General features: G+C 69.5%; 17 protein-coding genes and 1 pseudogene. 15 read left to right on the top strand and 3 right to left on the bottom strand.

Annotated elements, in window-relative coordinates:
* Nucleotides 1-319: 319 nt before the first annotated feature.
* Nucleotides 320-1,885, bottom strand: a complete 1,566-nt coding sequence (locus RV983_RS36030) for a YncE family protein (RefSeq protein ID WP_475989914.1) — start codon at nt 1,883-1,885, stop codon at nt 320-322.
* An 881-nt stretch (nt 1,886-2,766) separates the two neighbouring features.
* Here RV983_RS36030 and RV983_RS36035 point away from each other — a divergent pair.
* Nucleotides 2,767-3,864: a MerR family transcriptional regulator gene (locus RV983_RS36035; protein ID WP_475990557.1), complete on the top strand. Its 1,098-nt coding sequence runs from the start codon at nt 2,767-2,769 to the stop codon at nt 3,862-3,864.
* 132 nt (nt 3,865-3,996) lie between these two features.
* On the opposite strand, the gene RV983_RS36040 is transcribed toward RV983_RS36035, so the two are convergent.
* Complete coding sequence (locus tag RV983_RS36040) at nt 3,997-5,556, bottom strand: PucR family transcriptional regulator (protein WP_475989915.1); 1,560 nt, start codon at nt 5,554-5,556, stop codon at nt 3,997-3,999.
* 571 nt (nt 5,557-6,127) lie between these two features.
* On the opposite strand from RV983_RS36040, the pseudogene RV983_RS36045 reads away from it, so the two are divergent.
* The 13 genes and pseudogenes from RV983_RS36045 to RV983_RS36105 form a co-directional block, all read left to right on the top strand.
* Nucleotides 6,128-6,292, top strand: a pseudogene (locus tag RV983_RS36045) (hypothetical protein); the annotation flags it as partial.
* Nucleotides 6,293-6,401: 109 nt separating this feature from the next.
* Nucleotides 6,402-8,294: a molecular chaperone DnaK gene (gene dnaK, locus RV983_RS36050; protein WP_475989916.1), complete on the top strand. Its 1,893-nt coding sequence runs from the start codon at nt 6,402-6,404 to the stop codon at nt 8,292-8,294.
* Between the two features lie 8 nt (nt 8,295-8,302).
* The gene (locus RV983_RS36055) at nt 8,303-8,914 is read left to right on the top strand and encodes a nucleotide exchange factor GrpE (protein WP_475989917.1); all 612 of its coding nucleotides are present in this window, start codon (nt 8,303-8,305) and stop codon (nt 8,912-8,914) included.
* 6 nt (nt 8,915-8,920) lie between these two features.
* Nucleotides 8,921-9,874, top strand: a complete 954-nt coding sequence (locus RV983_RS36060; RefSeq protein WP_475989918.1) for a DnaJ C-terminal domain-containing protein — start codon at nt 8,921-8,923, stop codon at nt 9,872-9,874.
* Nucleotides 9,871-10,278, top strand: a complete 408-nt coding sequence (locus RV983_RS36065) for a chaperone modulator CbpM (RefSeq protein ID WP_475989919.1) — start codon at nt 9,871-9,873, stop codon at nt 10,276-10,278. The genes RV983_RS36060 and RV983_RS36065 overlap by 4 nt, the downstream gene beginning before the upstream one ends.
* The gene (gene clpB, locus RV983_RS36070) at nt 10,269-12,908 is read left to right on the top strand and encodes an ATP-dependent chaperone ClpB (RefSeq protein ID WP_475989920.1); all 2,640 of its coding nucleotides are present in this window, start codon (nt 10,269-10,271) and stop codon (nt 12,906-12,908) included. Before RV983_RS36065 ends, clpB begins: the two co-directional genes overlap by 10 nt.
* On the top strand, nt 12,905-13,363 hold the full coding sequence (gene trxA / locus RV983_RS36075) for a thioredoxin (RefSeq protein WP_475989921.1): 459 nt from the start codon (nt 12,905-12,907) through the stop codon (nt 13,361-13,363). Before clpB ends, trxA begins: the two co-directional genes overlap by 4 nt.
* Before the next feature lie 384 nt (nt 13,364-13,747).
* Entirely contained in the window at nt 13,748-14,161 is a 414-nt protein-coding gene (locus tag RV983_RS36080; RefSeq protein WP_475989922.1) for a DUF1931 family protein, read from the top strand.
* 512 nt (nt 14,162-14,673) lie between these two features.
* Entirely contained in the window at nt 14,674-14,937 is a 264-nt protein-coding gene (locus RV983_RS36085) for a UBP-type zinc finger domain-containing protein (protein WP_475989923.1), read from the top strand.
* Nucleotides 14,937-16,649: an FAD-dependent oxidoreductase gene (locus RV983_RS36090; RefSeq protein ID WP_475989924.1), complete on the top strand. Its 1,713-nt coding sequence runs from the start codon at nt 14,937-14,939 to the stop codon at nt 16,647-16,649. The genes RV983_RS36085 and RV983_RS36090 overlap by 1 nt, the downstream gene beginning before the upstream one ends.
* 431 nt (nt 16,650-17,080) lie before the next feature.
* Nucleotides 17,081-18,202 (top strand): hypothetical protein, encoded by a 1,122-nt coding sequence (locus RV983_RS36095; RefSeq protein ID WP_475989925.1) that lies wholly within the window; start codon nt 17,081-17,083, stop codon nt 18,200-18,202.
* A 270-nt stretch (nt 18,203-18,472) separates the two neighbouring features.
* Nucleotides 18,473-19,648, top strand: a complete 1,176-nt coding sequence (locus tag RV983_RS36100) for a glutathione-independent formaldehyde dehydrogenase (RefSeq protein ID WP_475989926.1) — start codon at nt 18,473-18,475, stop codon at nt 19,646-19,648.
* 299 nt (nt 19,649-19,947) lie between these two features.
* Nucleotides 19,948-22,125, top strand: coding sequence for an FUSC family protein (locus RV983_RS36105; protein WP_475989927.1), 2,178 nt, complete (start codon nt 19,948-19,950; stop codon nt 22,123-22,125).
* Here the strand turns inward: RV983_RS36105 and RV983_RS36110 are convergent.
* The gene (locus RV983_RS36110; RefSeq protein WP_475989928.1) at nt 22,099-22,638 is read right to left on the bottom strand and encodes a phosphate-starvation-inducible PsiE family protein; all 540 of its coding nucleotides are present in this window, start codon (nt 22,636-22,638) and stop codon (nt 22,099-22,101) included. The genes RV983_RS36105 and RV983_RS36110 overlap by 27 nt on opposite strands.
* Nucleotides 22,639-23,484: 846 nt before the next feature.
* Here RV983_RS36110 and RV983_RS36115 point away from each other — a divergent pair.
* Nucleotides 23,485-25,791 carry a SpoIIE family protein phosphatase gene (locus RV983_RS36115; RefSeq protein WP_475989929.1) on the top strand — a complete coding sequence of 769 codons (2,307 nt, stop codon included), beginning with the start codon at nt 23,485-23,487 and terminating at the stop codon, nt 25,789-25,791.
* The last annotated feature ends 55 nt before the right edge of the window (nt 25,792-25,846 follow it).

The raw sequence follows: 25,846 nt of genomic DNA on the forward strand, positions 1-25,846 counted from the left end.
GTCACCGTTGAAGACCGCCGAGAACACGGTGTTGCGCGAGGCCTTGTAGGAGGCGGCGAGGTTGCCGTGCGCGTCGACTGCGCCGCCCTTGAGCCGGGTGCGGGCCTTGCCCACGGGATGGGCGTACAAGGTCACCGAACGGGAGTTGTAGGTGGTCCCCAGATGCGCGGTGACCTTGGTGGTCGCGCCCGGGTGGTAGGACTTCGCGTCGGTTGCGACACTCAGGCCCGGTGCGGCCCGGGACACCTGCACCTTCGCCGACGCCGTGACCGGAAGGTACGAGGTGCCGCCGTCGTAGGTGAGGGTGTACGTGTTCGTGTCACCGACCTGAGGTGTGTCGTGGACGACGAAGCCGCCGTCCGCGGAGACGAGCACGGTGCCCAGGGACTGCCCCGCCGGGTGGGCCAGGTCGGTCTTGACGACGTGGACGGCACCGGTCACCACGTGCGCGTGCGGCCAGGTGAGCCGCCCGTTCATGGCGATCGGCTTTCCACGGCCGCTGGAAGACGGCGCGGACAGCGTCACGGTGGGCGCGTACTTCACGGATGTCAAAGGTCCGCTCGGCGGGGGCATAGGGGACGGCCCCGGAATAGTCCACGTGGAAGCTCAGCGGCCCGCTGAGTGGGGCGGTGCCCTTGACGTGGTAGGCGCCGAAGAAGTTGGCCACGTTCGCCCGGGTCGTCGTCGCGTCCGCGATGAGCGTGCCGTCCGGGTCGGCGTCGTCGTAGCGGGTGATCCGTACGGTGCCGGGCATCAGGGACACCCCCGGATCGAGGCTGAGCGGCGAGTTGAACCCCACGTCGAAGGAATAGGCCTCGTTGGGCGCGAGCGGCGAGGTCTCGAGCGCGTTGAGCATGACCCACGCGGTTTCCGGAGTGCCGACGATCCGGAGCCTCGGGGATCCCCCGGAGGCGTCCACGGCCACGCCGTAGAGCCGGCTCTCGTCCGGTGCCCAGGCGAGGCCGTGTGCGCTCAGGCGCGTCCCGGCGGCGAACCCATGGTCGGAGTAGTAGCCCTCGCCCGTCTCCGGGAACGCCATGAACTCGAAATCGTTGCAGTTGCATCCTGCCAAGGTGCCGTCGGGAGCCACGGCGACGGCCTTGGCGGCCAGGGTCATCGCGAAGCGTCCGTCGACCGAGAGGTCCGCGGTGCGATACCGGTAGTCGCTCCCGTTCTGCCACGACGAGAGGGCCAGGTGCTGCCCGTCTGCCGTGACCGCGAAGTCGTCCAGAGCGAAAGCGGGCAGCGTCTTCGCGGCCTGCCGGGTGAGCGCACCCCCCTCGGCCCGGTACGTGACGATGTCCGTCGCGTCGCCGGCCTGCACGGCCGCCGCGAGCACGCCGGAGGGTGCCGGGGTCGTCGCCAGGGCGGGACGACCTGCCCAACTGTCCGGGTCACGCCCCAACTCGACGGTACCCGCCGCGTCAACGGAGCCGATGCCGCCCGCGTCCGCCGTGCCGTACCCGAACCAGAGCGTGCCACCGGCGACGGCCAGTGAGTCCGGGCGGGTGCCCGCGCCGGTGGCGTAACGCGCCGATTCGGTCAGGCTCTTCGTGTCGATCGCCGCGATCGCGTCCTGGTCCGGCAGCGCCGCGTACAGCACGGCCCCGTTCTCGGACAGGGCCAGACCCGTTGCCCCGGGTTCACCACTGATCATCGCCGGGTTCTGCCCGTCGAGGTCGGTGACGACGATGCCGTCGGTGCCGGCCCCGCCACTGATGAACAGGTGCCCGTGCGGGGCGTCCACCGCAATGCGCGAGAAGTGCGCGATCGGCAGAGGTATGTCCGTTTCCGCGTACGCCTGGACCGCGCCGGGACCGATGACGGTGGTCGTCCCGAGGAGGAGTGCCGTGGTGGTCGACAGCGAGTATCGCGCAAGCTTCACGAAAGGCCCCCCAGGTCCCCGCAAGATCAATGCGCGCACCCTAACGCAGGGCCGTGCGCGCCCTCATAGGGGGTGGGTGCTCTTCGAACCGGCGCCCCGTACGCTGTCGAACTTCTGCCGGCGGAAGCCGCACGCATTTCTCGAAGGCCGCAGGCATGACCTCCCCTTGCCGACCATCGCGCACAGCGCTGCGGCGACGCCGCCCTGGGCGACGTCGCCGGCACCTTCCGCGGGACGGCCTCTCATTCGGACGAGCACAACTACGCGTGCCACTGGGGCAGCGTGGAGGAAGCCGCCCTCCTGACGACCCCTTATGGGACACCGTCAGCGTCGAACGCGCGCCAGGGGCGTCGGTCGCACAGCGGCCCTGCCCCACGGGCTCGCCGTGTCCCCGCACACCAGGCGCCGGCACGAGAGCGGAGCGGCGCCGTAGCCGTCATCGGATGACGCAGATGTACGGCATGGGCGCTCGCGCGGATTGTGTGCGCCCACAGGGGGGCCGTGCCTTCAATCAGGCTCATGCGGGGCGTCGGTGTGCCCGTGTGGGGCGGTGTTGGGGCTTGAGGCTGCCTGGGTCTCGCGGTGGTTTTGCTGGTCCCGGCTTTGCCAAGGGTATTTGCTGCCGCAGGGTCAGGCGGAGCCTGTGGCGCTGCTTTGTAGGCTGTGGCGCTCGGCGCAGGGTCTGCTGCAGGTTTGGGTGACAGGTTGACCTGTCACCCGATCGTGCGGCAGACCCCTTGTCTGAACCAGACCACCGCTCTGGCCTGCAGGAGTCGCCTCGGACCGCTGCTTCGCGTTCGGCTTTTGCTGCCGTGAGTGAGGCTCTTGACCCTCACGTGGCGTCAGGCTGCATAGTCGGTGCCGTGGAGGATCACTGGACCGTGGGACGGGTGGCCGAGCTGGCCGGCGTGAGCGTCCGCACGCTGCATCACTATGACGAGATCAGGCTCGTTCGGCCGTCGGCGCGGACCGCGGCTGGGTACCGGGCCTATTCGGCGGGCGACGTCGAGCGGCTGCGGGAGGTACTGGCCTATCGGCGGTTGGGCTTCGGGCTGCGGGAGGTTGCGGAACTGGTCGGCGACCCGTCCACCGACGCGGTCGCGCACCTGCGCCGACTGCGCGCCCTGCTGCTGGAGCGGCGTGATCGCGCTGACGCCATGGTGGCGGCCATCGGCAGGGAACTTGAGGCACGGGGGAAGGGACTGATGGTGACACCGGAGGAGCAACTGGAGATGCTCGGTGCACGGCTGTACGACGCGATCGGCGGCGCTTACACCGCGACACGACGTACCGAGCCGCGGATCGCCGCGCAGATCTGGGATGCGCTCGGGGACGCGCAGACGGTGCTGAACGTCGGGGCTGGCACCGGCTCCTACGAGCCTGCTGATCGCGACGTGACCGCGGTGGAGCCATCTGCGGTCATGCGTGGGCAGCGGCCTGCTGGCTCGGCGCCGTGCGTGGCCGCCGGGGCGCAGAGCCTGCCGTTCGAGGACCAGTCCTTCGACGTCGCGATGGCCGTCTCCACCGTTCACCACTGGGGGGATCCGATAGCGGGGCTGCGCGAGATGCGGCGCGTGGCCCGCCGCGTGGTGGTGCTCACGTTTGACACCGACGAGCCCGGATGGCAGGACCGGTTCTGGCTTACCCGCGACTACTTGCCCGAGTTCGCCGCCGTCCTCGCAGAGTTTCCCTCGCTTGCGGGGATGGCCGACGCGATCGGCGCCCGCGCTGAGCCGGTGCCCATCCCGTGGGACTGCGCTGACGGCCTGTTCGAGGCGTACTGGCGCCGACCAGGGGCGTACTTGGAGGATCACGTGCGCCGTGCGATGTCGGTCTGGACGAGGGTCGGACCGGAGGCCGAGCAGCGGGCGGTGCGAAGTCTGAGCAACGACCTCGTCTCCGGCCGGTGGGCCGAGCGCAACAGCGACCTCGCCGACCTCGACGCAGTAGATCTCGGCCTCCGCCTGCTCATCGCTTGACCCGCGTCGCAGGTTCAGCGGCACGGCGGCTGCTGGACGGCCCGCTCGTTCGGCTGATTGTCAGGCGGTCGGCCAGGGCGTGTTTGGAGTCGTGATCAGTTTTGCCTGGTTTCACGTTGCGTATCAGTCGAGTCAGCCCAGCACGATCTTCCACACTCGGGTCGCTACCTGAAGGTTGAGCCGGTCCTCGACGTTCGCGAGGTTGATGCCGCTGATGTCGCGGATGCGCTGGAGCCGATAGCGCAACGTGCTGCGGTGAATCGCGAGGGATTCGGCGGTCTCGTCGTAATTGCCGCCGTAGTCGAAGTACCGGGTCAGGGTCTCCACCATGGCTGCGTGGTGCCGGGAGTCGTAGTCGATGAGCCGTCCGAGCCACTCGTGGACGAACGTCTCTAGTTCCAGGTAATCGTTGCCGGGTCCCAGGATGCGGTAGAGGCCAAGCTCGTCGAAGAACGTCGTCCCGTAGCGCTCGCGGGAGTGGCGGCGTACTTCCAGAGCGCGTTGCGCCTCCTGGTACCGGTGGGGGATGTCGTCCGGGGAGTTGCACGGGGCGCTCACCCCGATCGTCCCGGAGCCTGTGCCGGTCTCCCGGGCGAGCGCCTCGTGCAAAGCGCGGGCGTGCGGTCTGCCGTCGGTGACCAGGACCACGTGGTCGGAACGTCGGGTCAGCAGTGAGCGCATGCCTATGGCAGAGGCCGCCCGGCCCACTGTCTGCTCGAAGGAATCGTCCGCGGTCCGGTTCGACCAGTGCACGACGACGACGTAGTGGCTGCGGTGCAGGTCGTGTCCGACTGCCTCAGACCGGGCGTAGGCGCTCGCCGCGTCCGTCCCCGCCAGGAGGTCGTCGACCAGTTCGCGGTGCAGCCGCAGCTCCAATTCGGCCAGACGACGCAGGTTCGCCAGCTCCAGGGTGAGCGACGTGGCGGCGTGTTCCAGCGCGAGCACGGTGTGTGAGTCGGCCTCGTCCCGGGCATCGACCAGGGCCAGCACGCCCAGGATCTCTCCGTGTGGGCGGACCAGGGTGATCAGCCGGTCCTTGATCCGCACCGGCCCGACCTCCCGGGCGACGGCGTGCAGCATCTCGTCCTGGCGCACGGGGTCCGGTTCCGGATAGGGGTCTGGGCGGCTGGGGCCGGACCAGGACCTCAGCCGACCGAAGCGGTCCTCGATCAGTGCGGGGAGTCCAGTGAGCTCGTGCAGTGCGCGGGTGATGGCTTTCTCGCCGCCGCCCGAGGCAGCGACGTCGGCCGTGAACGCGTGAACGGTCTGCTGCCACCCCAGCTCAGCCATGACGGAGGTCAGCTGTCGCTGAAGGGCTGTCTGCTCCTCCCTCAGCCGGTGAAGCTCCAGTGCGTCCTCGCGGCGGCAGCGGTGTGCGAAGGCGACTGACAGGGCGGCGGCGGTGTGCCGGACGAGCGTGGCGAGCAGGGATCGCTCGGCCTCGGTGGGCCGGGATGGGGACGTCACCACGAGGTAGCCGTGGAGTCCCTGAAGTCCGCGCAGCCCCAGGGCCTGGCCCCAGGGGCGGTCGGGTACGTTCACAGGGCCGTCTTGCCCGGCCAGCTCCCGCACCCGCTGGTCCACGGCCAAGGCATGGGCCTGCCCGTCCTCCGGGCTGGGGACCAGGTCGCCGTCCACCCTGAGGTATCCGGCCTCGGCGCTGTATGGCCCTGCGGCTGCTATGTGGTCCATGGCCAGGCGTAGGATCTCGCCTTCGTCCCGAGTGTCGAATTGCGCGCGGGAGAGCGCGGCGAGTTCGTGGGGGGCGTGGTCGGCTGGGGTTGGAGCGGGCGAGCGGGGCCGTCTCCGGGCGGCCGTGGGGTGTCGCCCGGCGTTACACCGCGGAAGGCTGCTCTCCCGGTTGGGGCAGCGGCGGTAGAGATGGTGCGCCCGGCTGCCGGTCAAGGGATCACTCCGTTCTCCCGAGTGGGCGGTATTCCGGGCCCAGCAGCTGGCCATGGGATTTTTCGCACGCGCCGAGCCTGCCGAGAGGTCATGGCGACCCCTTCCGTATGCCCCCGACCCAACTTACCCGGAATGTCCGGAGCCTTCGTCTTGTGCTCGCGGGGTGACGGGCTCTGCTGTTCTTTGACTTGCCGGGTGCAGGCGTAGAGCCGCTCGGTTTGCGAGTCTGGGGGCGTCGGGGGCTGCCGTACGCCCCGGCAGGAAGGATTGGGCGTAGACCGAGCACCCTCGCAGGCCCGTTGTCACGTACGAGACGTACCAGGAAGCCGAACGCGCCGTCGATCACGTCTCGGACCAGGGGTTTTCGTGCAGAGGGTGGGTGGCCATCATCGGTCAGGCCGTCCGCCTCGTCGAGCATGTCATCGGCCGTATGGACTACGGCAGGCCCGCCTGGCACGGAGCGGCGCGCGGGGCCCTTCCCGGTGCGCTGGTCGGCTGGCTCTGCGGCCCCCGGACCGGGTGAACCCCCGTGCTCGCCGCCCTCTACGCCCTTTTCCGGGGCGGTCGTGACCGTACCTGAACGATCAGATCCGCAGTGCCGGCGCATGCCGCCGCACCGGGAGGAGTTCCCCATGGCCAAGGCAGTGGGCATCGACCTAGGCACCACGAACTCGGTGATCGCCGTGTGGGAGGGCGGTGAACCTTCCGTCGTGCCCAACACCGAGGGCAGCCGTACGACACCGTCCGTGGTCGCCTTCACCGACACCGGGGAACGCCTCGTGGGACAGCTGGCCCGGCGCCAGGCGATCCTCAACCCCAAAGGCACCATCTACTCGGCCAAGCGGTTCATCGGCCGACATTTCGACGAGATCTCCGACGAGGCCAAGGCAGTGGCTTACGACGTCGTCGAGGGCGACGGCGGAGCGGCCCGCTTCAAGGTGCGCGACAAGCTTTACGCGCCTGAGGAGATCAGCGCACAGGTGCTGCGCAAACTCGCCGACGACGCCTCCAAGCAACTCGGGGAGCGGGTCACGGAGGCGGTCATCACGGTGCCCGCCTACTTCAACGACGCTCAGCGCACCGCCACCAAAGACGCCGGACGGATCGCGGGACTGGAGGTGCTGCGGATCATCAACGAGCCGACGGCGGCTGCCCTCGCGTACGGCATGGACAAGAAGCAGCACGAGACCATCCTCGTTTTCGACCTGGGCGGCGGCACCTTCGATGTGAGCATCCTCGACGTCGGCGACGGCGTGGTGGAGGTGCGCTCCACCGCCGGCGACAGCCACCTGGGCGGCGACGACTTCGACCGCCGCCTGGTGGACTACCTCGCGGACGACTTCCAGAAGGAGAACGGCATCGACCTGCGCAAGGACCCGCAGGCCCTGCAACGACTGTTCGAGGCGGCGGAAAAGGCCAAGACCGAGCTCAGTTCGGTAACGCAGACGCAGGTCAGCCTGCCGTTCGTCACAGCGGACGCCTCGGGCCCCAAGCACCTCACCGACTCGATCATGCGGTCCACGTTCGAGCAGATCACCGGCGACCTGGTGGAGCGTTGCCTGGGGCCGGTCCAGCAGGCAATGGCCGACGCCAAGGTCGGCGAGAGCGACCTCGACGAGGTCATCCTCGTCGGCGGCTCCACGCGTATCCCGGCGGTCCAGGCCCTGGTCCGCCGGCTGACCGGCGGCAAGGAACCCAACATGAGCGTCAACCCCGATGAGGTCGTGGCCCTGGGCGCCGCGATCCAGGCCGGGGTGCTCAAGGGCGAGGTCAAGGACGTCCTGCTGCTTGACGTCACGCCCTTGTCGCTGGGCGTGGAGACGCGCGGCGGCGTGATGACGAAGATCATCGAGCGGAACACCACCATCCCGGTACGCCGCAGCGAGACCTTCTCCACTGCGGAGGACAACCAGCCGGCAGTCGATGTGGTGGTCCTCCAGGGCGAGCGCGAGTCTGCGGCCGACAACCGGGTGCTCGGCCGGTTCCAGCTCACCGACATCCGGCCGGCGCCGCGGGGCGAACCGCAGGTCGAGGTCACCTTCGACGTCGACGCCAACGGCATTTTGAACGTCACCGCCCGCGACAAGGACACCGGCAAGGAACAGGGCATCACCATCAGCGAGAGCTCCAACCTGGACCGCAGTGAGGTCGAACGCATGGTGCAGGAGGCCGAGAGTAACCGGGGCCAGGACCAGGCACTGCGCGAGGCAGTCGACGCCCGCAACGAACTCGACGCCGTCGCGTACCAGGTCGAGAGGCGCCTCGCCGAACTGGGCGACGCGGCGCCCGCGCACGAGAAGGCACGCGCCGAGATGCTCGTGTCCGACGCCCGGGCGGCGGTCAAGGACGAGGCGGGCGTGGAGCGTGTGCGGCCTCTGACCTCCGAACTCCAGCAAGTGCTCGCCGGGCTGGCGGCCCATCAAGGCGCCGCTCCCACGGGCAGTCCCGGCCAGGACGCCGCCACCGGTGGTGCCACGAGTGGCAGTGGCGACGATGTCATCGACGCCGAGTTCGAGAAAGGCTGAGGCCCGCCATGCCCAGCCGCCCCCAGGAACCCGACCAGGCCCCGTCGGATCCGGTCGAACCGGTCCCGGAAGACGTCGTACGCCCTCCGCGCGGGGATCTGCCGCAACCGGGTCCGCCGCCCCGGCAGGAAGCCGCGAACGGCGAACCGGGACCCGACGCCGCCGGCCACGCACGTGCCGAGGACGAGTACACGACCGCGATCCGGGAACTGGAGGACCGCTGGCGGCGCGCACTCGCCGACCTCGACAACCTTCGCAAGCGTCACGCCAGGGAACTGGAGCGGGAGCGGGCGGTCGAGCGGTCCCGCACGGCGGCCGCCTTCCTGCCCGTCGTCGACAACCTCGAACTCGCCCTGACCCACGCCGGCGCCGATTCGGGCGCGATCGTGGAGGGCATCCGGGCGGTACGGGATCAGGCGGTGAACGTCCTCGAACTGCTCGGCTACCCGCGGCATGCGGAGACCGGCGTCGCCTTCGACCCGGCACGGCACGAGGTGGTCGGCGTTGTCCAGGACCCCGACGTTGAACCGGGCACTGTCGTCGAGGTGCTGCGCCCCGGCTACGGGGACGGCGAGAGGCAGCTCAGGCCGGCCGCGGTGACCGTCGCGAAGCGGGAGTGACCGGTCATGGCACGGGACTACTACGAGGTGCTGGGCGTTTCGCGCAGCGCGAGCCAGGACGAGATCCAGCAGGCGTACCGCAAACTCGCCCGCAGGTACCACCCTGACGTCAACAAGGACCCCGGGGCGGAGGAACGTTTCAAGGACCTCAACGAGGCACACAGCGTCCTGTCCGATCCCAAGACCCGGGCCCGCTACGACCGCTTCGGCGACGACTTCCGAAAGGTCCCCGAGGACTTCGACGAACGGGTCGCGGCCGGAGTGGGCGGCGGATTCCGCAGTCGGAGGACCGCAGGCGGGGGCGGTCCTCGCGTCCGGTACACCACTGGCTTCGGCGACGACCTCGGCGCGGAGGGCATCGACATCGAGGATCTGCTCGGCTCCATGTTCGGAGCCGGCGCCGCTCCAGGCGGCGTCCCCGGAGCGGATCAGGAGGCCGAGCTGCCGCTCACCGTCGAGGAGGCGTACCGAGGCGGCCGTCGCACCGTCACGCTCGCCGGTCCCACCGGGCAACCGCGGCGGTACGAGGTGGACGTACCGCCCGGCGTCGTCGACGGGCAGCGCATACGGCTGGCGGGCGAGGGCGGCCGCGGCAGCGGCGACGGCTCCGCGGGGGACCTGTATCTGCAGGTGCGGATCCAGCCGCACCCCCAGTTCCGCCTCGACGGCCGGGACGTGTACGTGCAGCTTCCGGTCACCCCCTGGGAGGCCGCGCTGGGCGCGACGGTTCCGGTGCCCACCCCCGGCGGCGGCACGGCCAAGGTCACGGTGCCCGCGGGCTCGCCCAGCGGCCGGCGGCTGCGGCTGCGCGGCGAGGGCATGCCGAACCCGCGCGGCGCGAACGGCGACCTGTACGCCGAGCTCGGGATCATGGTGCCGGCCAAGCTCAGCGACCGGGAGCGCGAACTGTTCGAGGAGCTTGCCGCCACCTCCTCGTTCGACCCCAGGAGGATGCGATGAACGACCGACCCGCGGGAGCGGCAGGCATCGGCCGGGCCGGCGTGGGCGCCCGTCCGGTACGAACGGGCGCCGACATCACCGCCTCGACGGCTGTCCGGTACGGGCTCGTGCCCGCACCCAGGCTCTCCCTGGACGCCGTGGCCCGTCGCTCGGGCCTCCACCCCGATCTGATCCGCCGGTTCGTCGCCCTCGGCCTTGTCGACGCCGAACGCGACGCCGCGGGGCACCTGGTGTTCGACCCCAGAGCCCCCGCGGTTCTCGCCCGCGTCCAGCGGCTGCGCACCGGACTCTGCCTCAACTACGCATCCATCGGTCTGGTGCTCGACCTGCTGGACCGCATCAGCCTGCTCGAAGCCGCCCTGCGCGGCCGCGGCACGAGGAGTGAAACGCCCCCATGGACATGAACCGTCTCACCCAGAAGTCCCAGGAAGCCCTCCAGGAGGCCCAGACTGCGGCCGTCGGCATGGGGCACACCGAGGTCGACGGGGAACACCTGCTGCTCGCACTTCTCGATCAGGAGGACGGTCTGATCCCGCGGTTGCTGCAGCAGGCCGGCACCGAGCCGAAGGAACTGCGCGCGGCCGTGCGTGAGGAACTCTCCCGCCGCCCGAAGGTCACCGGCCCCGGCGCGGCACCCGGCCAGGTCTTCGTCACCCAGCGCCTCGGACGCCTGCTGGACGCCGCCGAACGGGAGGCCAAACGCCTCAAGGACGAGTACGTGTCCGTGGAGCACCTGCTGCTCGCCCTGGCTGAAGAGAGCTCTTCGACGGCCGCTGGGCGACTGCTCAAACAGGCCGGCATTACCAGGGACTCGTTCCTGAGCGCGCTGACCCAGGTCCGCGGCAACCAGCGCGTCACCTCCGCCAACCCCGAAGTGGCCTACGAGGCTCTGGAGAAGTACGGCCGCGACCTGGTCCTCGAGGCTCGGTCCGGGCGGCTGGACCCGGTCATCGGCCGTGACGCGGAGATCCGCCGCGTCACCCAGATCCTCAGCCGCAAGACCAAGAACAACCCCGTCCTCATCGGCGACCCCGGCGTCGGCAAGACCGCCATCGTCGAGGGCCTGGCCCAGCGCATCGTTCGCGGCGACGTCCCCGAGGGCCTGCGCGACAAGACGGTGTTCGCCCTCGACATGGGCTCCCTGGTCGCCGGGGCCAAGTACCGCGGCGAGTTCGAGGAACGCCTCAAGGCCGTGCTGTCCGAGGTGAAGGCCGCCCAGGGGGGCATCTTGCTCTTCGTCGACGAACTCCACACCGTCGTAGGAGCGGGCGCCGCCGAAGGGGCCATGGACGCGGGCAACATGCTCAAGCCGATGCTCGCCCGCGGCGAACTCCACATGATCGGCGCTACCACCCTCGACGAGTACCGCAAGCACATCGAGAAGGACGCCGCCCTCGAACGCCGCTTCCAGCAGGTCCTGGTCGACGAGCCGAGCGTGGAGGACACCATCTCGATCCTGCGCGGACTGCGCGAACGCCTCGAGGTGTTCCACGGCGTGAAGATCCAGGACACCGCGCTGGTCTCGGCGGCCACCCTCAGCCACCGCTACATCTCCGATCGATTCCTGCCCGACAAGGCCATCGACCTTGTCGACGAGGCGTGCGCCCGGCTGCGTACCGAGATCGATTCGATGCCCGCCGAGCTCGACGAGATCACCCGCCGCGTCACACGCCTGGAGATCGAGGAGGCGGCCCTGTCCAAGGAGACCGACCCCGCCAGCAAAGCCCGCCTGGAGGAGCTCCGAAGGGAACTGGTCGGCCTGCGCGGCGAGGCCGACGCCAAACACGCCCAGTGGGAGGCCGAACGGCAGGCGATCCGCCGCGTGCAGGAACTGCGCAAGGAACTCGAGCAGGTCCGCCATGATGCAGAGGAGGCCGAACGCGCCTACGACCTCAACCGCGCCGCCGAACTCCGCTACGGTCGCCTCCAGGACCTGGAGCGGCGACTCGCCGCAGAGGAGGAGCAACTGGCCGCCAAGCAAGGGCAGGACCGGCTGCTGCGCGAGGTCGTCACCGAGGAGGAGATCGCCGAGATCGTCGCCGCCTGGACCGGCATCCCCGTCGCCCGCCTCCAAGAGGGCGAACGCGAGAAACTGCTCCGCCTCGACGAGATCCTGCGTGAGCGCGTCATCGGTCAGGATGAGGCCGTCAAGCTCGTCACCGACGCCATCATCCGAGCCCGCTCCGGCATCCGCGACCCTCGCCGCCCCATCGGATCGTTCATCTTCCTCGGCCCCACCGGCGTCGGGAAGACCGAGCTGGCCAAGACCCTCGCCCGGACTCTGTTCGACTCCGAGGAGAACATGGTCCGCCTCGACATGAGTGAGTACCAGGAGCGGCACACCGTCAGCCGGCTCATGGGCGCACCGCCCGGATACATCGGCTACGAGGAAGGCGGTCAGCTCACCGAGGCTGTACGCCGCAAGCCGTACTCGGTTGTGCTCTTCGACGAGATCGAGAAGGCGCACACCGATGTCTTCAACACCCTGCTGCAAATCCTCGATGACGGCCGCATCACCGATGCTCAGGGCCGCACCGTCGACTTCCGCAACACCGTGATCATCATGACGTCCAACATCGGCTCCGAGCACCTCCTCGACGGGGCCACCGCCGAGGGTGAGCTCAAGCCGAACGCCCGCGCCCTGGTGATGGGCGAGCTGCGCGGGCACTTCCGCCCCGAGTTCCTCAACCGTGTCGATGACATCGTGCTGTTCAAGCCGCTCGGTGAGCGGCAGATCGAGCGGATCGTCGAGCTGCAGTTCGACGAACTGCGGCAGCGGCTCGCCGATCGCCGCATCACGGTCGAACTCACTGACGCGGCCCGTGAGGTGATCGCCCACCAGGGCTACGACCCGGTGTACGGGGCCCGGCCGCTTCGCCGGTACATCTCCCACGAGGTCGAGACGCTGGTCGGGCGCGCCCTGCTGCGCGGCGACGTCCAGGACGGCGCGACGGTGCGCGTCGACGCCGAGCACGGAGAGCTGGTCGTCACTTACGACCAGCCCGGGGACGTGAAGGGAGCGCGGGCGGCATGAGCACGATGCAGGCTGCGACCGTCAGTTGTCCGAACTGCGGGCGCACCAACCGGGTGCCCGCAGCCGCGGAGGGACGCCCCCGATGCGGCCACTGCAAGCAGCCCCTACCGTGGATGGTGGACGCGGGCGACGACGACTTCACCGAGGTCGCCGAGCGGGCCGACGTCCCCGTCGTGGTCGACCTGTGGGCTACCTGGTGCGGCCCCTGCCGCATGGTCAGCCCCGCCCTCGAACAGGTCGCCCGCGACCTCGCCGGCCGAATCAAACTCGTCAAGGTCGACGTCGACAAGAACCCACAGCTGTCGCAGCGTTCCGAGGTCCAGTCGGTACCGACACTGCTCGTCCTCGACCACGGAGAGACGGTCGCCCGGCAGGCCGGCGCGGCACCCGCGCCCGTCCTGCGTTCGTGGGTCGAGCAGGCGACGACGGGCCGGCAAACCACTGCAGGAGGGTGAACACGATGGGCCGGCCACCGCGGAAAGCGACGGGACCCATTCCCGAGACCCGGACGAGTCGTGCACCGTGCTGGAGGCTCTGGAACGCCCCGTCGGCGAAGGCGAGTGGGACCACCTCACATCCAATAGGCCGAACTCGCTGGCCCCCGTGCTGCCAACCCAACAGAGATTGCCACATTGGGTCCGCCCGCAGGTATGTCCGGATCGACGGATCGCACGCTCGTCCGCCTACCCGGGGAGTCGGACGCCTGGGCCTGGCAGGGCAACTCAGGGAGGCTGATTGGTCCCGACATGCGTATGCGTTCACGTGCCCCGTCGGCGAGGCTGGCGGGGAAGCCCAGGGGCCGGGAGCCACCCCGGCGCCCGCAGTCGGAGGTTGCCGTCATGACCGTGATGTCCATCGCCAGATTCGAAAGGTTCTTCCGCGCAGCCGCGGGGCTGGACGTCGACAAGAACGATCTCAAGCGCTACAGCGATTTCGTCGACGCCAAGCTCTACGATCTGTTGATCGTCGCCCAGGCCACTGCCAAGGCCAACGGGCGCGACATCATCCGGACCTGTGACCTGCCGATCACGAAAGGCCTGCAGGAGAGCATTCACCACTTCCAGAAGATCGACCAGGAAGTAGAAATCAAGCCGATTCTAGAACAGCTCGCCACCCACCCCGCGCTGGACCGGACGCCCGACGAGGAGACCGAGGCGGCTTTTCCGGACCTCATCGGCGGACTCAGCTTGGCCCTTGCCCAGAGCTTCAAGATCCTCCACCCCGACCTGAAGAACCCCCAGACCCAGCACTGAGACGAGGCTCGAGCAGTCTTCGACCTCCTGCTGTGAGTGGCGGTCGCCTCATCCACGTCCAGGGTGCCGCCAAGAGCGGTCTGAGACCCCCCGCCAGAAGCGCAGTCGGTCCTGAGCCCGGGACTCCGCCAAGCGTTCCCCGTTGCTTCGGCGAATTCCACAACAAGGCCGGGGCTGACGGCTTCTAGATCGTCCCCGACGGGCACGGCAACGTGCGCTTCAAGGTCTGCGACAAGCTGCGCGCGCTGGTGCTGCGAAACCTCGCCGACGACGCCGACAACGAGTGACGGCGGCTGTTCACCGCGCCCGCCCCTTTCAACGTCAGCCCCCACCCGTCGGACCACCCCGCCGACACCTTCCAGCAGGAGCATCGACCCGCCCCTGGTCCTGCTCGACACGGGAGGTGCGATGTCCCGCCGGACTGGCGCCGCCGCTTCGGAGCTGCGCCGCTGGGTGAAGGAGGGCATCGCGGGCCGCGGCTGAGCAGCCCCACCCACGGAAGGAGAACCCTGATGGCCACGATTGCTGACCCGCACCTGGCGATGGTACGCCCGGTGACGCCGCTTACCCCGGAGGGCTGCGAGGAGTGCCTCAAGGTGCATTCCCCGTGGGTCCACCTGCGGCTCTGCCTCACGTGCGGGCACGTCGGCTGCTGCGACTCCTCGCCCCTCAAGCACGCCAGGCGGCACGCGGGCAGCGCCGGTCACCCCATCGTGCAGTCCTTCCAGCCGGGAGAGGACTGGCGCTGGTGCTACGTCCACGAGGCCCTGGTCTGATGAGCGCGGCCGAGCACAAGCAGAGTGCGGTCCACGAGACACCGGACCGATACGGGGCGTTCCCGCGCCTGACACCGGAGCAGTTCGAGGAACTCGCCGCGCACGGTGAGCGCCGAAGGACCGCCGAGGGCCAGGTGCTGTACCGCGAGGGCGAGCCGTTCCGGGAGTTCCTCGCGATCCTCAGCGGGACCGTCGAGATACTCGACGACCTCGGCGGCCCCGACGAGCGCACGGTGGCCGTGCACGGACCTGGCAGATTCCTGGGTGAACTCGGTTTGCTCGAGGGCCAGACGGCGTTCGACACCGCCGTGGTGCGCGAGGCGGGCGAGGTCCTGGCCGTGCCGGTGGAGCGGCAACGCTCCCTGGTCGGCCGCGACCCCGTCCTCGGCGACCTGATCCTCCGCGCTTACCTGGGCCGCCGATATCTGCTCATCGGCCTCGGCGCCGGCTTCCGGATCCTGGGGTCGTGTTATTCACCGGACACGCTGCGGCTGCGTGAGTTCGCCGCCCGCAACCGGCTGCCCCACCGCTGGGTGGATCTGGAGAAGGACAAGGAGGCGGAGGCGCTGCTGCGCCGGTTCTCCATCCGCCCCGAGGAGACTCCGGTGGTCCTCTGGAAGGACGAGCGAGTGCTGCGCAATCCCAGCAACGCCGAACTCGCCCGGCTCATCGGGCTGTCCGCCCCCTCCCCGGAGGCCGGGCGGTGTGACGTGATGGTGGTCGGCGCGGGCCCCGCGGGACTCGCCGCCGCCGTGTACGGTGCCTCCGACGGTCTCACTACGGTCACTGTCGATGCCGTGGCCACCGGAGGCCAGGCCGGTACCACGTCTCGCATCGAGAACTACCTTGGCTTCCCGTCGGGCATCTCCGGGGGCGAGCTCATCGAACGCGCGGTGCTCCAGGCCCACAAGTTCGGTGCCCGCGTCATGGTGCCTGCCCAGGTCAGCGGGCTCACCCCGCAGGACGACGAGTACGTCGTCACCTTCACAGACGGGTCCCGGGCCCGGGCAGGCGCCGTGGTGCTCGCCTCGGGCGTCTGGTACCGCCGGCTCGAGGTGCCCGGCATCGACCCTCTGGAGGGCACCAGCGTCTTCTACGCTGCGACGGTCCACGAGGCCAGTCTCTGCCAGGCGGATCCTGTCGCCGTGGTCGGCGGCGGGAACTCCGCCGGGCAGGCGGCGCTGTTCCTCGCGAACCACGCGTCCAGGGTCCACCTCCTCGTCCGGGGCGGTGACCTCAACGCGGACATGTCGCGCTACCTGGTGGACCGGGTGGAACGGCACCCGAAGATCGAGGTGCTGCTCCACACCGAAGTCCGGGGCGCCTCCGGGGAGAAGAAGCTGGAGTCGCTGATGGTGGAGGACAACGCAAGCGGTGAGCGCCGGGAGCTGCGGGTCGCGGCGCTGTTCGTGTTCATCGGGGCCCGGCCGCACACGGAATGGCTCAGGGGCGTGCTGGCCTTGGACGAGAAGGGCTTCGTCCTCACCGGCGCCGACGCCCAGGCGGCGGCCGACCCGACCCGGTGGGACGCGCTCGCCCGGGGGCCGTTGCTGCTGGAGACCACCCTTCCCGGGGTCTTCGCCGCCGGCGACGTCAGGAGCGGCTCGGTCAAGCGGGTGGCCTCGGCAACCGGTGAGGGTGCCATGGCGATCCGCCTCGTGCACGAGCACCGGGGAAAGACGGGAAGCCTGGTCCGCTCCGCTGGCCCCTAGTCCAGGGGCGTCGGCCGGCCGGTGGCGGGCCGGTCCGTGTCCTGGCGCCGGCTCTCTCCCGGACGACCCGTAGAGGCGGCCCGGCCACCCCTGGTCGTCCTCCCAGCCGGCGGCCGGCGCAACGCCCGACGGTTCCCTGACGGGATGAACCGGGCGCGGGAGAGGGTAGTTGCCCGGCATCGGACTGGTGCCCCGAGAGTGGGCGGAACGACTCCGGCGTGAGCAGGAACACCGCAGTGACGGTGACTCAACGAGCGCGAACAGCACCGCGGAAAGGCAGGTGATGCCGATGGGCAAGGCGGAGGAGGCTCGGCCAGTACCCTCCTGCACCTGCTGGCGGGGGCCAGCGTGTCACGCGGCGTCGGCGTTACCTCCGGGGGCATCCTGTGGGCACTTGCGATCACGGGGGAGCCGAAGAGAAGGGCCCAGTCATGCCGGTGTCGCCTCAGGGCGTTACGGTCGTAGCTCTCCTGGCAGATCCGGATGCGCCGACAGCGATCGCTCAGCGCATGGCCCAAATACTTCCCACTCGGCTCGCCGACAAGTCGGGCCAGGGCCTACGTTTCGACGTTGAGGTGGTCAGTGAGCCCTTCACCGCAGGAACCGAGGACCCGCCCACCTTGATGCGCCGGCTCATGGACCGCGGAAAAGCGGAGAGTTGGGACATCGTCGTGGCCCTCACCGACCTTCCGCTGCACTCACACGGGTGCAAGGTCGTTGTGGACCTGAGTCACGAACACGGCTTGGCGCTGCTGTCTCTTCCTCCGCTGGGGGGTTTGCGTCTGCAGACGAGGGCCCGGCGGGCCGTGGAAGAAGCCGTGCTCAGCTTGGCGGGCCCCCGGGCCCCCGGGGCTGAGGGTCCTCCGCAGGCTCAGCCGCTCTTGGGGCCCTTCGTCAGTCGTCTCGCGCCTGTTCACCCGGGTCAGGTCGGTGAGGAGGAGACCGCTGATCTTCGGTACGTCGTCAGCGGGGTGCGCGGTTACCTGAGGGTGCTCGTCGGTATGGTCCGCGCCAACCGGCCGTGGCGGTTGGTGCCGGGATTGTCGAAAGCCCTGGCGGCCGCACTCGCCACGGGAGCAGTCGCCACTGTGAACTCCACCATCTGGAGCCTGGCCGAGTCCTTGAGCGCGCCACGCCTCGTGATCGCCACGGTCGGGTCCGTCGCGCTCATGATCGGCTGGCTGATCGTCGACGCGCAGCTGTGGCATCGATCAGCAGAGGTCTCGCGGGAGGCGAGGCAGAGGGCGAGGCTCTACAACGCCTCGACAGTCATGACCGTGGGTCTCGGGGTGCTCGTCTGCTACGGCGGTTTGATCGTTATCAACTTGGTGTGGGCTCTGTTCATCATCAACGGCCAAGTGTTCGCTTCCGTGACGCGAACTCCGCTTCATGCCGCGGAATACTGGACGTTGTCCTGGTTCGTCGCTTCGGTCGCCACCGTGGGCGGCGCGCTGGGATCAGGCTTGGAGAGTGACGAGGCGATCCGGGCAGCCGCCTACTCCAAGCGCGAACAGGAACGTCGCCACATGCTCCAGGACGACCATGGTGACTAGCCAGCTGATAACCTGAGTTGGAGATGCGTCGTTTGTTGGTGGTCGTCCGGGTCTGAACGTCGTGTCCGACGAGGACTCGGACGATACGCCGCCGGGGCTCCGCCTGGCGGCCCAGCTGTGGCACCACCGTTCCATCCGAACCGTGTGAACCGCCCACAGAGGCATGCCGGAGCCACGGATCCGTCGCACCAACTCCGGGGAGTCAGGCCCTTTGCGCCGTCTCCGTCCCCACCGTGCTGCGGCTGTGCCGCGGCACCAAAGGAAGCCATCATGAAAGCAGCGGTATATGAAGGCCCGCGAACGGTCACAGTGAAGGACGTGCCGGACGCGAAGATCGAGCACCCCTGCGACATCATCGTCAAGATCACCACTACCAACATCTGCGGTTCGGACTTGCACATGTACGAGGGCCGCACCTCGTTCGAATCTGGCCGCACCCTGGGACACGAGAACATGGGCCAGGTTGTGGAGGTCGGCTCGGCCGTCCGCAAGGTCCAGGTCGGCCAGTATGTGGTCCTGCCCTTCAACATCGCCTGCGGTTTCTGCAAGCAGTGCGAGCGGGGTCTGACCAACTACTGCCTGACCATGCAGCCGGAACCGGCCCTCGCCGGAGCCGCCTACGGATTCGCCGACATGGGCCCCTACCAGGGCGGCCAGGCGGAACTGCTGCGCGTGCCCTACGGCGACTTCAACGCGCTGCGTCTGGGCGAGGACGCCGCCGACCGGCAGACCGACTACGTGATGCTCGCCGACATCTTCCCCACCGGCTATCACGCCACCGAGATGGCCCACGTCAAACCGGGCGACCAGACAATCGTCTTCGGGGCGGGTCCCGTCGGGTTGATGGCGGCCTATTCCGCCCTTCTCAAGGGTGCCGGCCGCGTCTGGGTAGCCGACTACCAGCCCGACCGGCTGCGCAAGGCGGAGGAGATCGGGGCCATCCCGATCAACACCGCCGAGCAGAAACCGGCGGAGGTCGTCAAGGATGCCACCCTCGGTCTGGGCGCCGACAACGGCTGTGAGTGCGTCGGCTACCAGGCACACGACTCCAAGGGACACGAGGACGCCAGCCTCACACTCAACGGACTGATCGACTCGGTCAGGTTCACGGGCGATATCGGCGTGGTCGGCGTGTTCCTGCCCCAGGACCCCGGCGGCGCCGAGGCTCAGGGGGAGCTGGAGGCGCAGGGCAAGGTCCCGATCGACTTCGGCATGATGTGGTTCAAGGGCCAGCACATGGGCACCGGGCAGGCGCCGGTGAAGAGGTACAACCGGGCGCTGCGGGATCTGATCGCCGGCGGGAAGGCAAAGCCGAGCTTCGTCGTCTCCCACGAACTCAGCCTGGATGAGGCCCCCACCGCCTACGAGCACTTCGACGCCCGTGACGAGGGCTGGACCAAGGTGGTGCTGCATCCGAACGGACGCGGCAACGGCCACAAGCGGTAAGAGACCCGAGGGCCGCCGTCCGGCCTGTCCCCTGGATGGGCCCGGCCGACGAGTGGCGATCGCCCCAGGCTCCGGCCGCCTGCGCTCCAGTCGGACGTGAACCAGCGGCGATCGCCCGCGCTCCGGCCCGCTAGGACGGCCGTGGACGCCCAGCAGCGTCCGCAGTGGCAGCGCCCCCTCCCAGCGGCTGCGGCCGCACGCCTGCCCCTGGGCCGTGGGGAGGCTTCCTTGCCTGACGGCTGCCACACCTCAATCAGGCCGACGCGAGCCGGCAGGGCGTTCCGGCTAGGCTCACACCCGTGACGTGGCTGCGGGCGTTCGGGGAGGTCGTGCGCTCCGGGCTCACGATCGAGGAGACGCGGCTGGAGCCCCTGCTCGCGCTGCGCACGGCAGCTGGGGTGGCGATCGTCCTCGGGCTGGCGCTGTGGCTGGTCTCCCCTGCGTACGCCGCGTCCGCCGCCCTCGGTGCCTACTCCGCGGGTGGGGCCACATTCCAGCGCACCTGGCGTCCACGCAAGGTGATCGCGCTCGCCGCGGGCGGGGGTCTGGCGCTCAGCACCTTCGTGGGCTACCTGGCGGCGGGGCGACTCGTGACGTTCCTCCCCCTGCTGGCCGTATGGGCCTTTCTCGCGGGGATGACCTGGGCTGTCGGATCGACCGCTGGGATCGTCGCAGCGACGACCGTCGGCAGCATGCTGGTGACCATCACCCTGCCCACGAGCGTCATGCGAGCCTTGGAGCACGTCGGGATCATCGCGCTCGGAGGCGTGGCGCAGGCCGTGCTGATCTTGTTGTTCCCGATCCGCCGTTGGGGGGCGCATCGTGATGCGCTCGCCGACGCGCTGGCCGCCGTGGCGGACTACGCCCGCCGGCTGCGGCACGACCCGACCGCCCCTTTCGACCCGGAGCCGTTGATGACGGCCCGGGACGCGGCCGCCGTGACGCCATCACAGGCCCGCACCCGTCCCTCCGTCCTCCACGGCCCTCGGGGTCTGGCCGAGCGCATTCGGCCGGTCGTCGCCGCGCTCGCCGACCCGGACGTCGGCGCCCCGGCGGAGGGACCCGGGCGGGACCGTGCGCGGGAGTTGCTCGACGCGGCCGCCGACGTCCTGGACGCCGCCGCCCGTACGATCCGCCGCGGCACTCCCGCTGAGGTGCCGCCCAAGAGCGCGGAGGTCCTGCACGTCGACGAGGAGCACGAGGTGCTGGAGGGGCCCGCCCGGCAGGCCGCCGAGCGGCTCGTGGAACTACTCGGTGAGGCGATGGAGATCGCCAGGAGCGGCGGCGCGCGCGGGAAGACGCCCACGCCGCCCGGCCCCGCGGGCGCCCAACTCCTGGTGCGCCCGACAATGTTCCGGCTGCTCCCGGTCGTCGTCCGGGCTGTCCGCCGTGAACTCCGCCGGGACTCGCCGGTGTTCCGGCACGCCATCCGCCTGGCGACGGTGGCCACGCTCGGCTATCTGATCGCTACCCTGCTACCCCTGGCCCACGGCTACTGGGCGCCCATCGCCTCGGTGATGGTGATGCGGCCGGACTTCCACCGAACGTACGCGCGTGCGGTGGCCCGTCTCGCCGGGACCCTGGCGGGGGTCGCGCTCGCCACCGCGCTGGTGCAGACCCTGGGCCCGGACGCCCACGTGTCCGGCGCGCTGGCCGTGGTCTCGGCGGGCCTGTCGTACACGCTGATCCGTACCGGCTACGCCTACTCCCAGTGCTTCACTGCCGCGTACGTCGTCTTCCTGCTCGGCATGGGCGGCCAGGCATGGGAGCAGACGGTCCCGGAGCGGGTGGTGCTCACCCTGCTCGGCGGGGCCCTGGCCATGCTGGCGTACGTGGTGTTCCCCGCGTGGGAGACGCCCCGGCTGTCGGGCCGGCTTGCGGACTGGCTCGCCGCCACCGGCCGCTACGCGGCCGCGGTGCTCCGCAGCTACGCTGAACCGACCCGGGAGCATCGCGCCGACATGCGCAGGGCACTGCTGGCGAGCAGGGAGGCACGTGCCGCCTGGCAGGAGGCCTACGACAGGGCAAAGCAGGAACCGGTCCGGCCCAGAGGTCTGACGTCGCGCGAGGCGGAAGAGGCGCAGGACGCACTCAAAGGGTTCGGCCGGGCAGCGATGCTCATGGAGAGCCACGTCCCGCGGGCCGACAGCCGTTTCATCCCCGACGCGGAGCGGTTCGCCGAGGCCTTGGAAGCGGACACCGCACAGGCGGCAGACGACGTGCGCGAGCACAGGAATCCGGACTGGGGCCGCGTGGAGAAGGCGCTCCAGGCGTGGGAAAGCGCCGCCGCCGGGGACCGGAGCCCGGTAGTGCGGCGCGGGGCGGAACTGCAGAAGCGGGCCCTGGAGGACCTCACGACGGCCGTCAGCCGCACACCCCTGGAACGGGACGTCGACTCTGCTCGCGAGGACCAGCGGGTGCGGGCGGCCGTGGCGGCGGAAGATGACGGATCAGGACCCGCGCACCGGTGTGGGTGACGGCGTCGGCGATGGGTAGCGCCGCGCCTCCTGAAGCGGGAAGTAGTCTCCCGGCCGCGTCGAGCGCCGCCACACGTACGCCGCAGTCGCCATCACGGCGATCAGCCCCGCCAGGATGAGGATTTCGATCCCCTCGACGTTCCACCGGAAGGACTTCTCCGCCTCGGCCGTCACGATGAGCACCTTGCGGATGCCGGCAATCAGGCCGACGACGAGGAACGGCTCCGCGTCGAGGTTCTGGTTCCTGATGGTGAGGCGCACGGTGTGGAGCAGCTCGGCCACGATGAACAGCACAAGGCCGTTGTCCAGGGCGGAGAGAACGACCGTTTCCTCGCGGTACGGCCCCTGGATCGACCTGATGACGTCATGGACGACCCCGACAGTCAAGAGCCCCGCGAGCAGCACGAGGAGCGCCGCGACGACGAGGTGGATGCCGTCCTCGATGAGCTGCAGGAGGCCCTGTACCCGGCCGCCGCCCTCGATCTTCGGGAGAATGAGTCGCACAGTCAGCATGCTAGGGGTGCCCCGGCCCGCGGGCGCGGAGTGCTGCCGAACGAGTGGACGGGCGGGTGGTCGAGCGGGTCTCTCCCTGTGGTGACAGCCTGGGGGAAGCGGCCAGACGCGACAGCACCGAAACCTACCCGGCGGCGGAATGAGAGTGCATGAGGCAGCCCGACGCGGACACGAACGGCAGGAACCTGCGGTTCGTCATGGTCGCCGAACCGGGCCTGCCTTCCGAGATTGCCGGGGACATCGGCGTCTTCCTCACCCCTTGCCGAGCCGGATGGAGCGCAAGCCGGTCAGCAGCGAGGTCGAACCCGAGCACAGGGTCGCACTGATCGCACTGCCCGTCCTCGGCTCCAGGCATCTGCGGCGCCGAGGGCGGCAGGCAACAGGCTGCGCAGGACCAAGAGTCCTCATCCCGTCGTCAGCCGTCCGGCACCGGATCCCCGCCGACTCCGCGGCCGGCCCGGTCTACTTCGTGCTGTACGAAGTGGAGAGCGGTTCAGTCGTGGACGGGAGCTCAGTGAAGCCGAACGAGAGCAACGCGGTCGCCGTGCATATGGCGATTGTTGGACCGTGGCCAAGAGCGGTCGGTGTGTCGGCGTCTCGCATGTCGAACCCCAAGGCAGCGTCCGGGTGGTAGAGCCTGCACCCCGGCATGCGTCCGGCGTCTGCGGAGCAGGGGAGGGTGGCTTTCGCGGCATCCTCTTCAGGAGGTGGATCAGCCTGCGGTTACAGCTTGAAGCGCCCGGCCCGGGTTGCCGGGGGGCCGCCACGCGCTTGAACTGGTGGAGGAGTGCATTGCGCATGCCGGGGAGTGGATGAACCCGGGGATGAGAGCGGGAGGTGTTTTCGATGCCCGACCGCGACGTGCTCATGATGATCGCTGAGGACGGGCGGGTGATCGAATGGCAGCGTCTTGCGGAGGAGTTGTTCGGATGGTCCGCCGAGGAAGCCGTAGGCCAGTCCGTCGTCGCGCTGATGCGTGAGATCGGCGCTGGGAACCGAGGGCGTCGACGCAGCCTCTCTGATGGGGCCCCGGTGCTGGTCAGACCGGTGCTGCACGGCACTTCCGTTGTTTGGCAGGTACGCGCTGCAGCGGACGCCGTTTCACAGCAGGACGTGGCGGTCTTGAAGGCCATGTTCACCCAGTCCCCGGTGGGAATCTACGTCCTGGACAACCAACTGCGCGTGGTCCGCATGAACACCGGCACCCGTTGGCTGCGCGACACGCCAGTGGCAGACCTGCTCGGCAAGCGGTTCACCGAAGCGTTCGAACTCGAAGACCCTGAGGAAGAGCTCGCGGTGGCTCACAGGGTCATGGAGAGCGGAGTGCCGGTACTGAACCGGCTCGTCCGGGCCGGCGAAGCACCTGGCCTGCACAGACGCCGCATCTACTCCGTCTCCTTCGCCCGCTTGGAGGGCGACCGTGGGGACGTGCTCGGTCTGGTGGCGTCAGCGGTTGACGTTACCGAGCGTGAGAATGCGCTGAAACGCCTGGCCCTCCTGGACACGGTCCGCGCACAGGTGGGGCGGCGGCTGGACGTGCTGGCTGTGTGTCGAGAACTGGTGGACGCAGTAGTGCCTGCCTTCACTGGCATCGCCGTCGTCGAAGTCATCGAAGACGTCGTCCGTGGTGAGGACCCTCCCCTGGTCCCCGTCGACCAGGACGTTCCCCTACACCGAACAGCCTTCCGGGGACCGATCTCGGCATACCAGGTGGGAGACGTGCGCCCGCTGCCATCCGGCACCCCCTACTCGCACGTACTTTCCGACCTCCGCCCACGGCTCGTCCCGATCGACGCTGACAGCGCGTGGCTCGTCGCCGACCCAGCCCGAGCGGACTCCATCAGGCGGTCCGATGTCCATTCTCTGATCGTGGCACCGCTGGCGTTGCGCGGTCATGCTCTGGGGATAGTCAGCTTCTACCGCTACCAGCACGAAGATCCCTTCGAGGAAGAGGACCTCCAGCTTGCGTCCGACGTGTGCGCGCACGCCGCTCTCTGCATCGACAACGCCCGTCGGTACACCCGTGAGCGGACCATCGCAGCGACTCTCCAGCGCAGGCTTCTGCCCCAGCGCCCAGCTACGCCAAGCTCCGTGGAGGTCTGCCAACTGCACTTTCCAGGGCCGGAGGGCGGCGGCGTATGGTTCGACACGATCGCGTTGCCCGGCGCACGGACCGCGCTGGTCGTCGGCGACGTCGCTGGGCGAGGCGTCGCCGCGGCGGTCACGATGGGGCTGCTTCGGACAGCGCTCCACTCAATTGCCGCGCTGGACCTGGGGCCCGACGAGCTACTGGCCCGGTTGAGCGACACCGCGATCCGTCTCGCAGCTGAACGTGCCGCGTTGCCGCCCCGAGATCCCCTGCACCGTGAGTCGCTTACTGCCGGCTGCGCCATCGCGATCTACGACCCGGTCACTCTCACGTGCGCCCTCGCCCGTGCCGGTCTCCCGGAGCCAGTGGCCGTCTTCCCCGACGGCACTTCGTCCACCTTGGCCGTGCCTCCAGGCCCCCTGCTCGCCGGAACGGGCAACGCCCCGTTTCCCGCGACCACCGTCAGCCTCCCCGAAGGCACCACCCTGGCCGTGGCCACCGCGCCACTCGCAGACGAGGTGCTGGCAGGGCCACTGCGCCCGCTCCTGGACCGCGGCGGCAAGCGGAGTCTGCCCGAACTGCGCGACGACATCACGCATGCGCTCACCCACGGCCACCGGACCGACGAGAGACTGATGCTGCTCGCGCGTACGAAAGCGCTGCCCCCAGATCAGGTGCTGGCCGTCTCCCTGCCGCCGGGTCCCGAGGCCGCCCCGATCGCCCGTGCGGCAGCCCGGTGTCAACTTGATGCCTGGGGCGTGGACGAGGAGATTGCGTTCACCAATGAGCTCATCGTCAGCGAACTCGTCGGCAACGCGGTCCGCTACGGCGCTCCGCCCGTGCAGCTACGCCTGATCCTTGACGAGATGCTGACCAGCGAGGTCAGCGACGCCTCGACCTGCGCTCCACACGTGAAACACGCCCGCGCCATCGACGAGACTGGCCGAGGGCTGTTCATCGTCGCCACCCTTGCGGACCAGTGGGGTACCCGCTATTGGGATCAGGGAAAGACCGTCTGGGCAGAGCAGCCAAAGGGGAGGATGCGTCGGTTGGCCATGGCCTGATCTGGACGGAAGTCGTGTTCGGTGCGAGCATCCCTACGGCTGAGCGTGTAGGGCT

Source organism: Streptomyces sp. RLA123, from assembly GCF_056270165.1.

Excerpts from the sequence above, each read along its gene's own strand:
- RV983_RS36100 (WP_475989926.1), top strand. The coding sequence starts at position 18,473 with ATGAAAGCAGCGGTATATGAAGGCCCGCGAACGGTCACAGTGAAGGAC.
- clpB (WP_475989920.1), top strand. The coding sequence starts at position 10,269 with ATGGACATGAACCGTCTCACCCAGAAGTCCCAGGAAGCCCTCCAGGAG.
- RV983_RS36060 (WP_475989918.1), top strand. The coding sequence starts at position 8,921 with ATGGCACGGGACTACTACGAGGTGCTGGGCGTTTCGCGCAGCGCGAGC.
- trxA (WP_475989921.1), top strand. The coding sequence starts at position 12,905 with ATGAGCACGATGCAGGCTGCGACCGTCAGTTGTCCGAACTGCGGGCGC.
- RV983_RS36110 (WP_475989928.1), bottom strand. The coding sequence starts at position 22,638 with ATGCTGACTGTGCGACTCATTCTCCCGAAGATCGAGGGCGGCGGCCGG.
- RV983_RS36065 (WP_475989919.1), top strand. The coding sequence starts at position 9,871 with ATGAACGACCGACCCGCGGGAGCGGCAGGCATCGGCCGGGCCGGCGTG.
- RV983_RS36055 (WP_475989917.1), top strand. The coding sequence starts at position 8,303 with ATGCCCAGCCGCCCCCAGGAACCCGACCAGGCCCCGTCGGATCCGGTC.
- dnaK (WP_475989916.1), top strand. The coding sequence starts at position 6,402 with ATGGCCAAGGCAGTGGGCATCGACCTAGGCACCACGAACTCGGTGATC.
- RV983_RS36090 (WP_475989924.1), top strand. The coding sequence starts at position 14,937 with ATGAGCGCGGCCGAGCACAAGCAGAGTGCGGTCCACGAGACACCGGAC.
- RV983_RS36040 (WP_475989915.1), bottom strand. The coding sequence starts at position 5,556 with ATGGACCACATAGCAGCCGCAGGGCCATACAGCGCCGAGGCCGGATAC.
- RV983_RS36080 (WP_475989922.1), top strand. The coding sequence starts at position 13,748 with ATGACCGTGATGTCCATCGCCAGATTCGAAAGGTTCTTCCGCGCAGCC.
- RV983_RS36115 (WP_475989929.1), top strand. The coding sequence starts at position 23,485 with ATGCCCGACCGCGACGTGCTCATGATGATCGCTGAGGACGGGCGGGTG.
- RV983_RS36085 (WP_475989923.1), top strand. The coding sequence starts at position 14,674 with ATGGCCACGATTGCTGACCCGCACCTGGCGATGGTACGCCCGGTGACG.
- RV983_RS36095 (WP_475989925.1), top strand. The coding sequence starts at position 17,081 with ATGCCGGTGTCGCCTCAGGGCGTTACGGTCGTAGCTCTCCTGGCAGAT.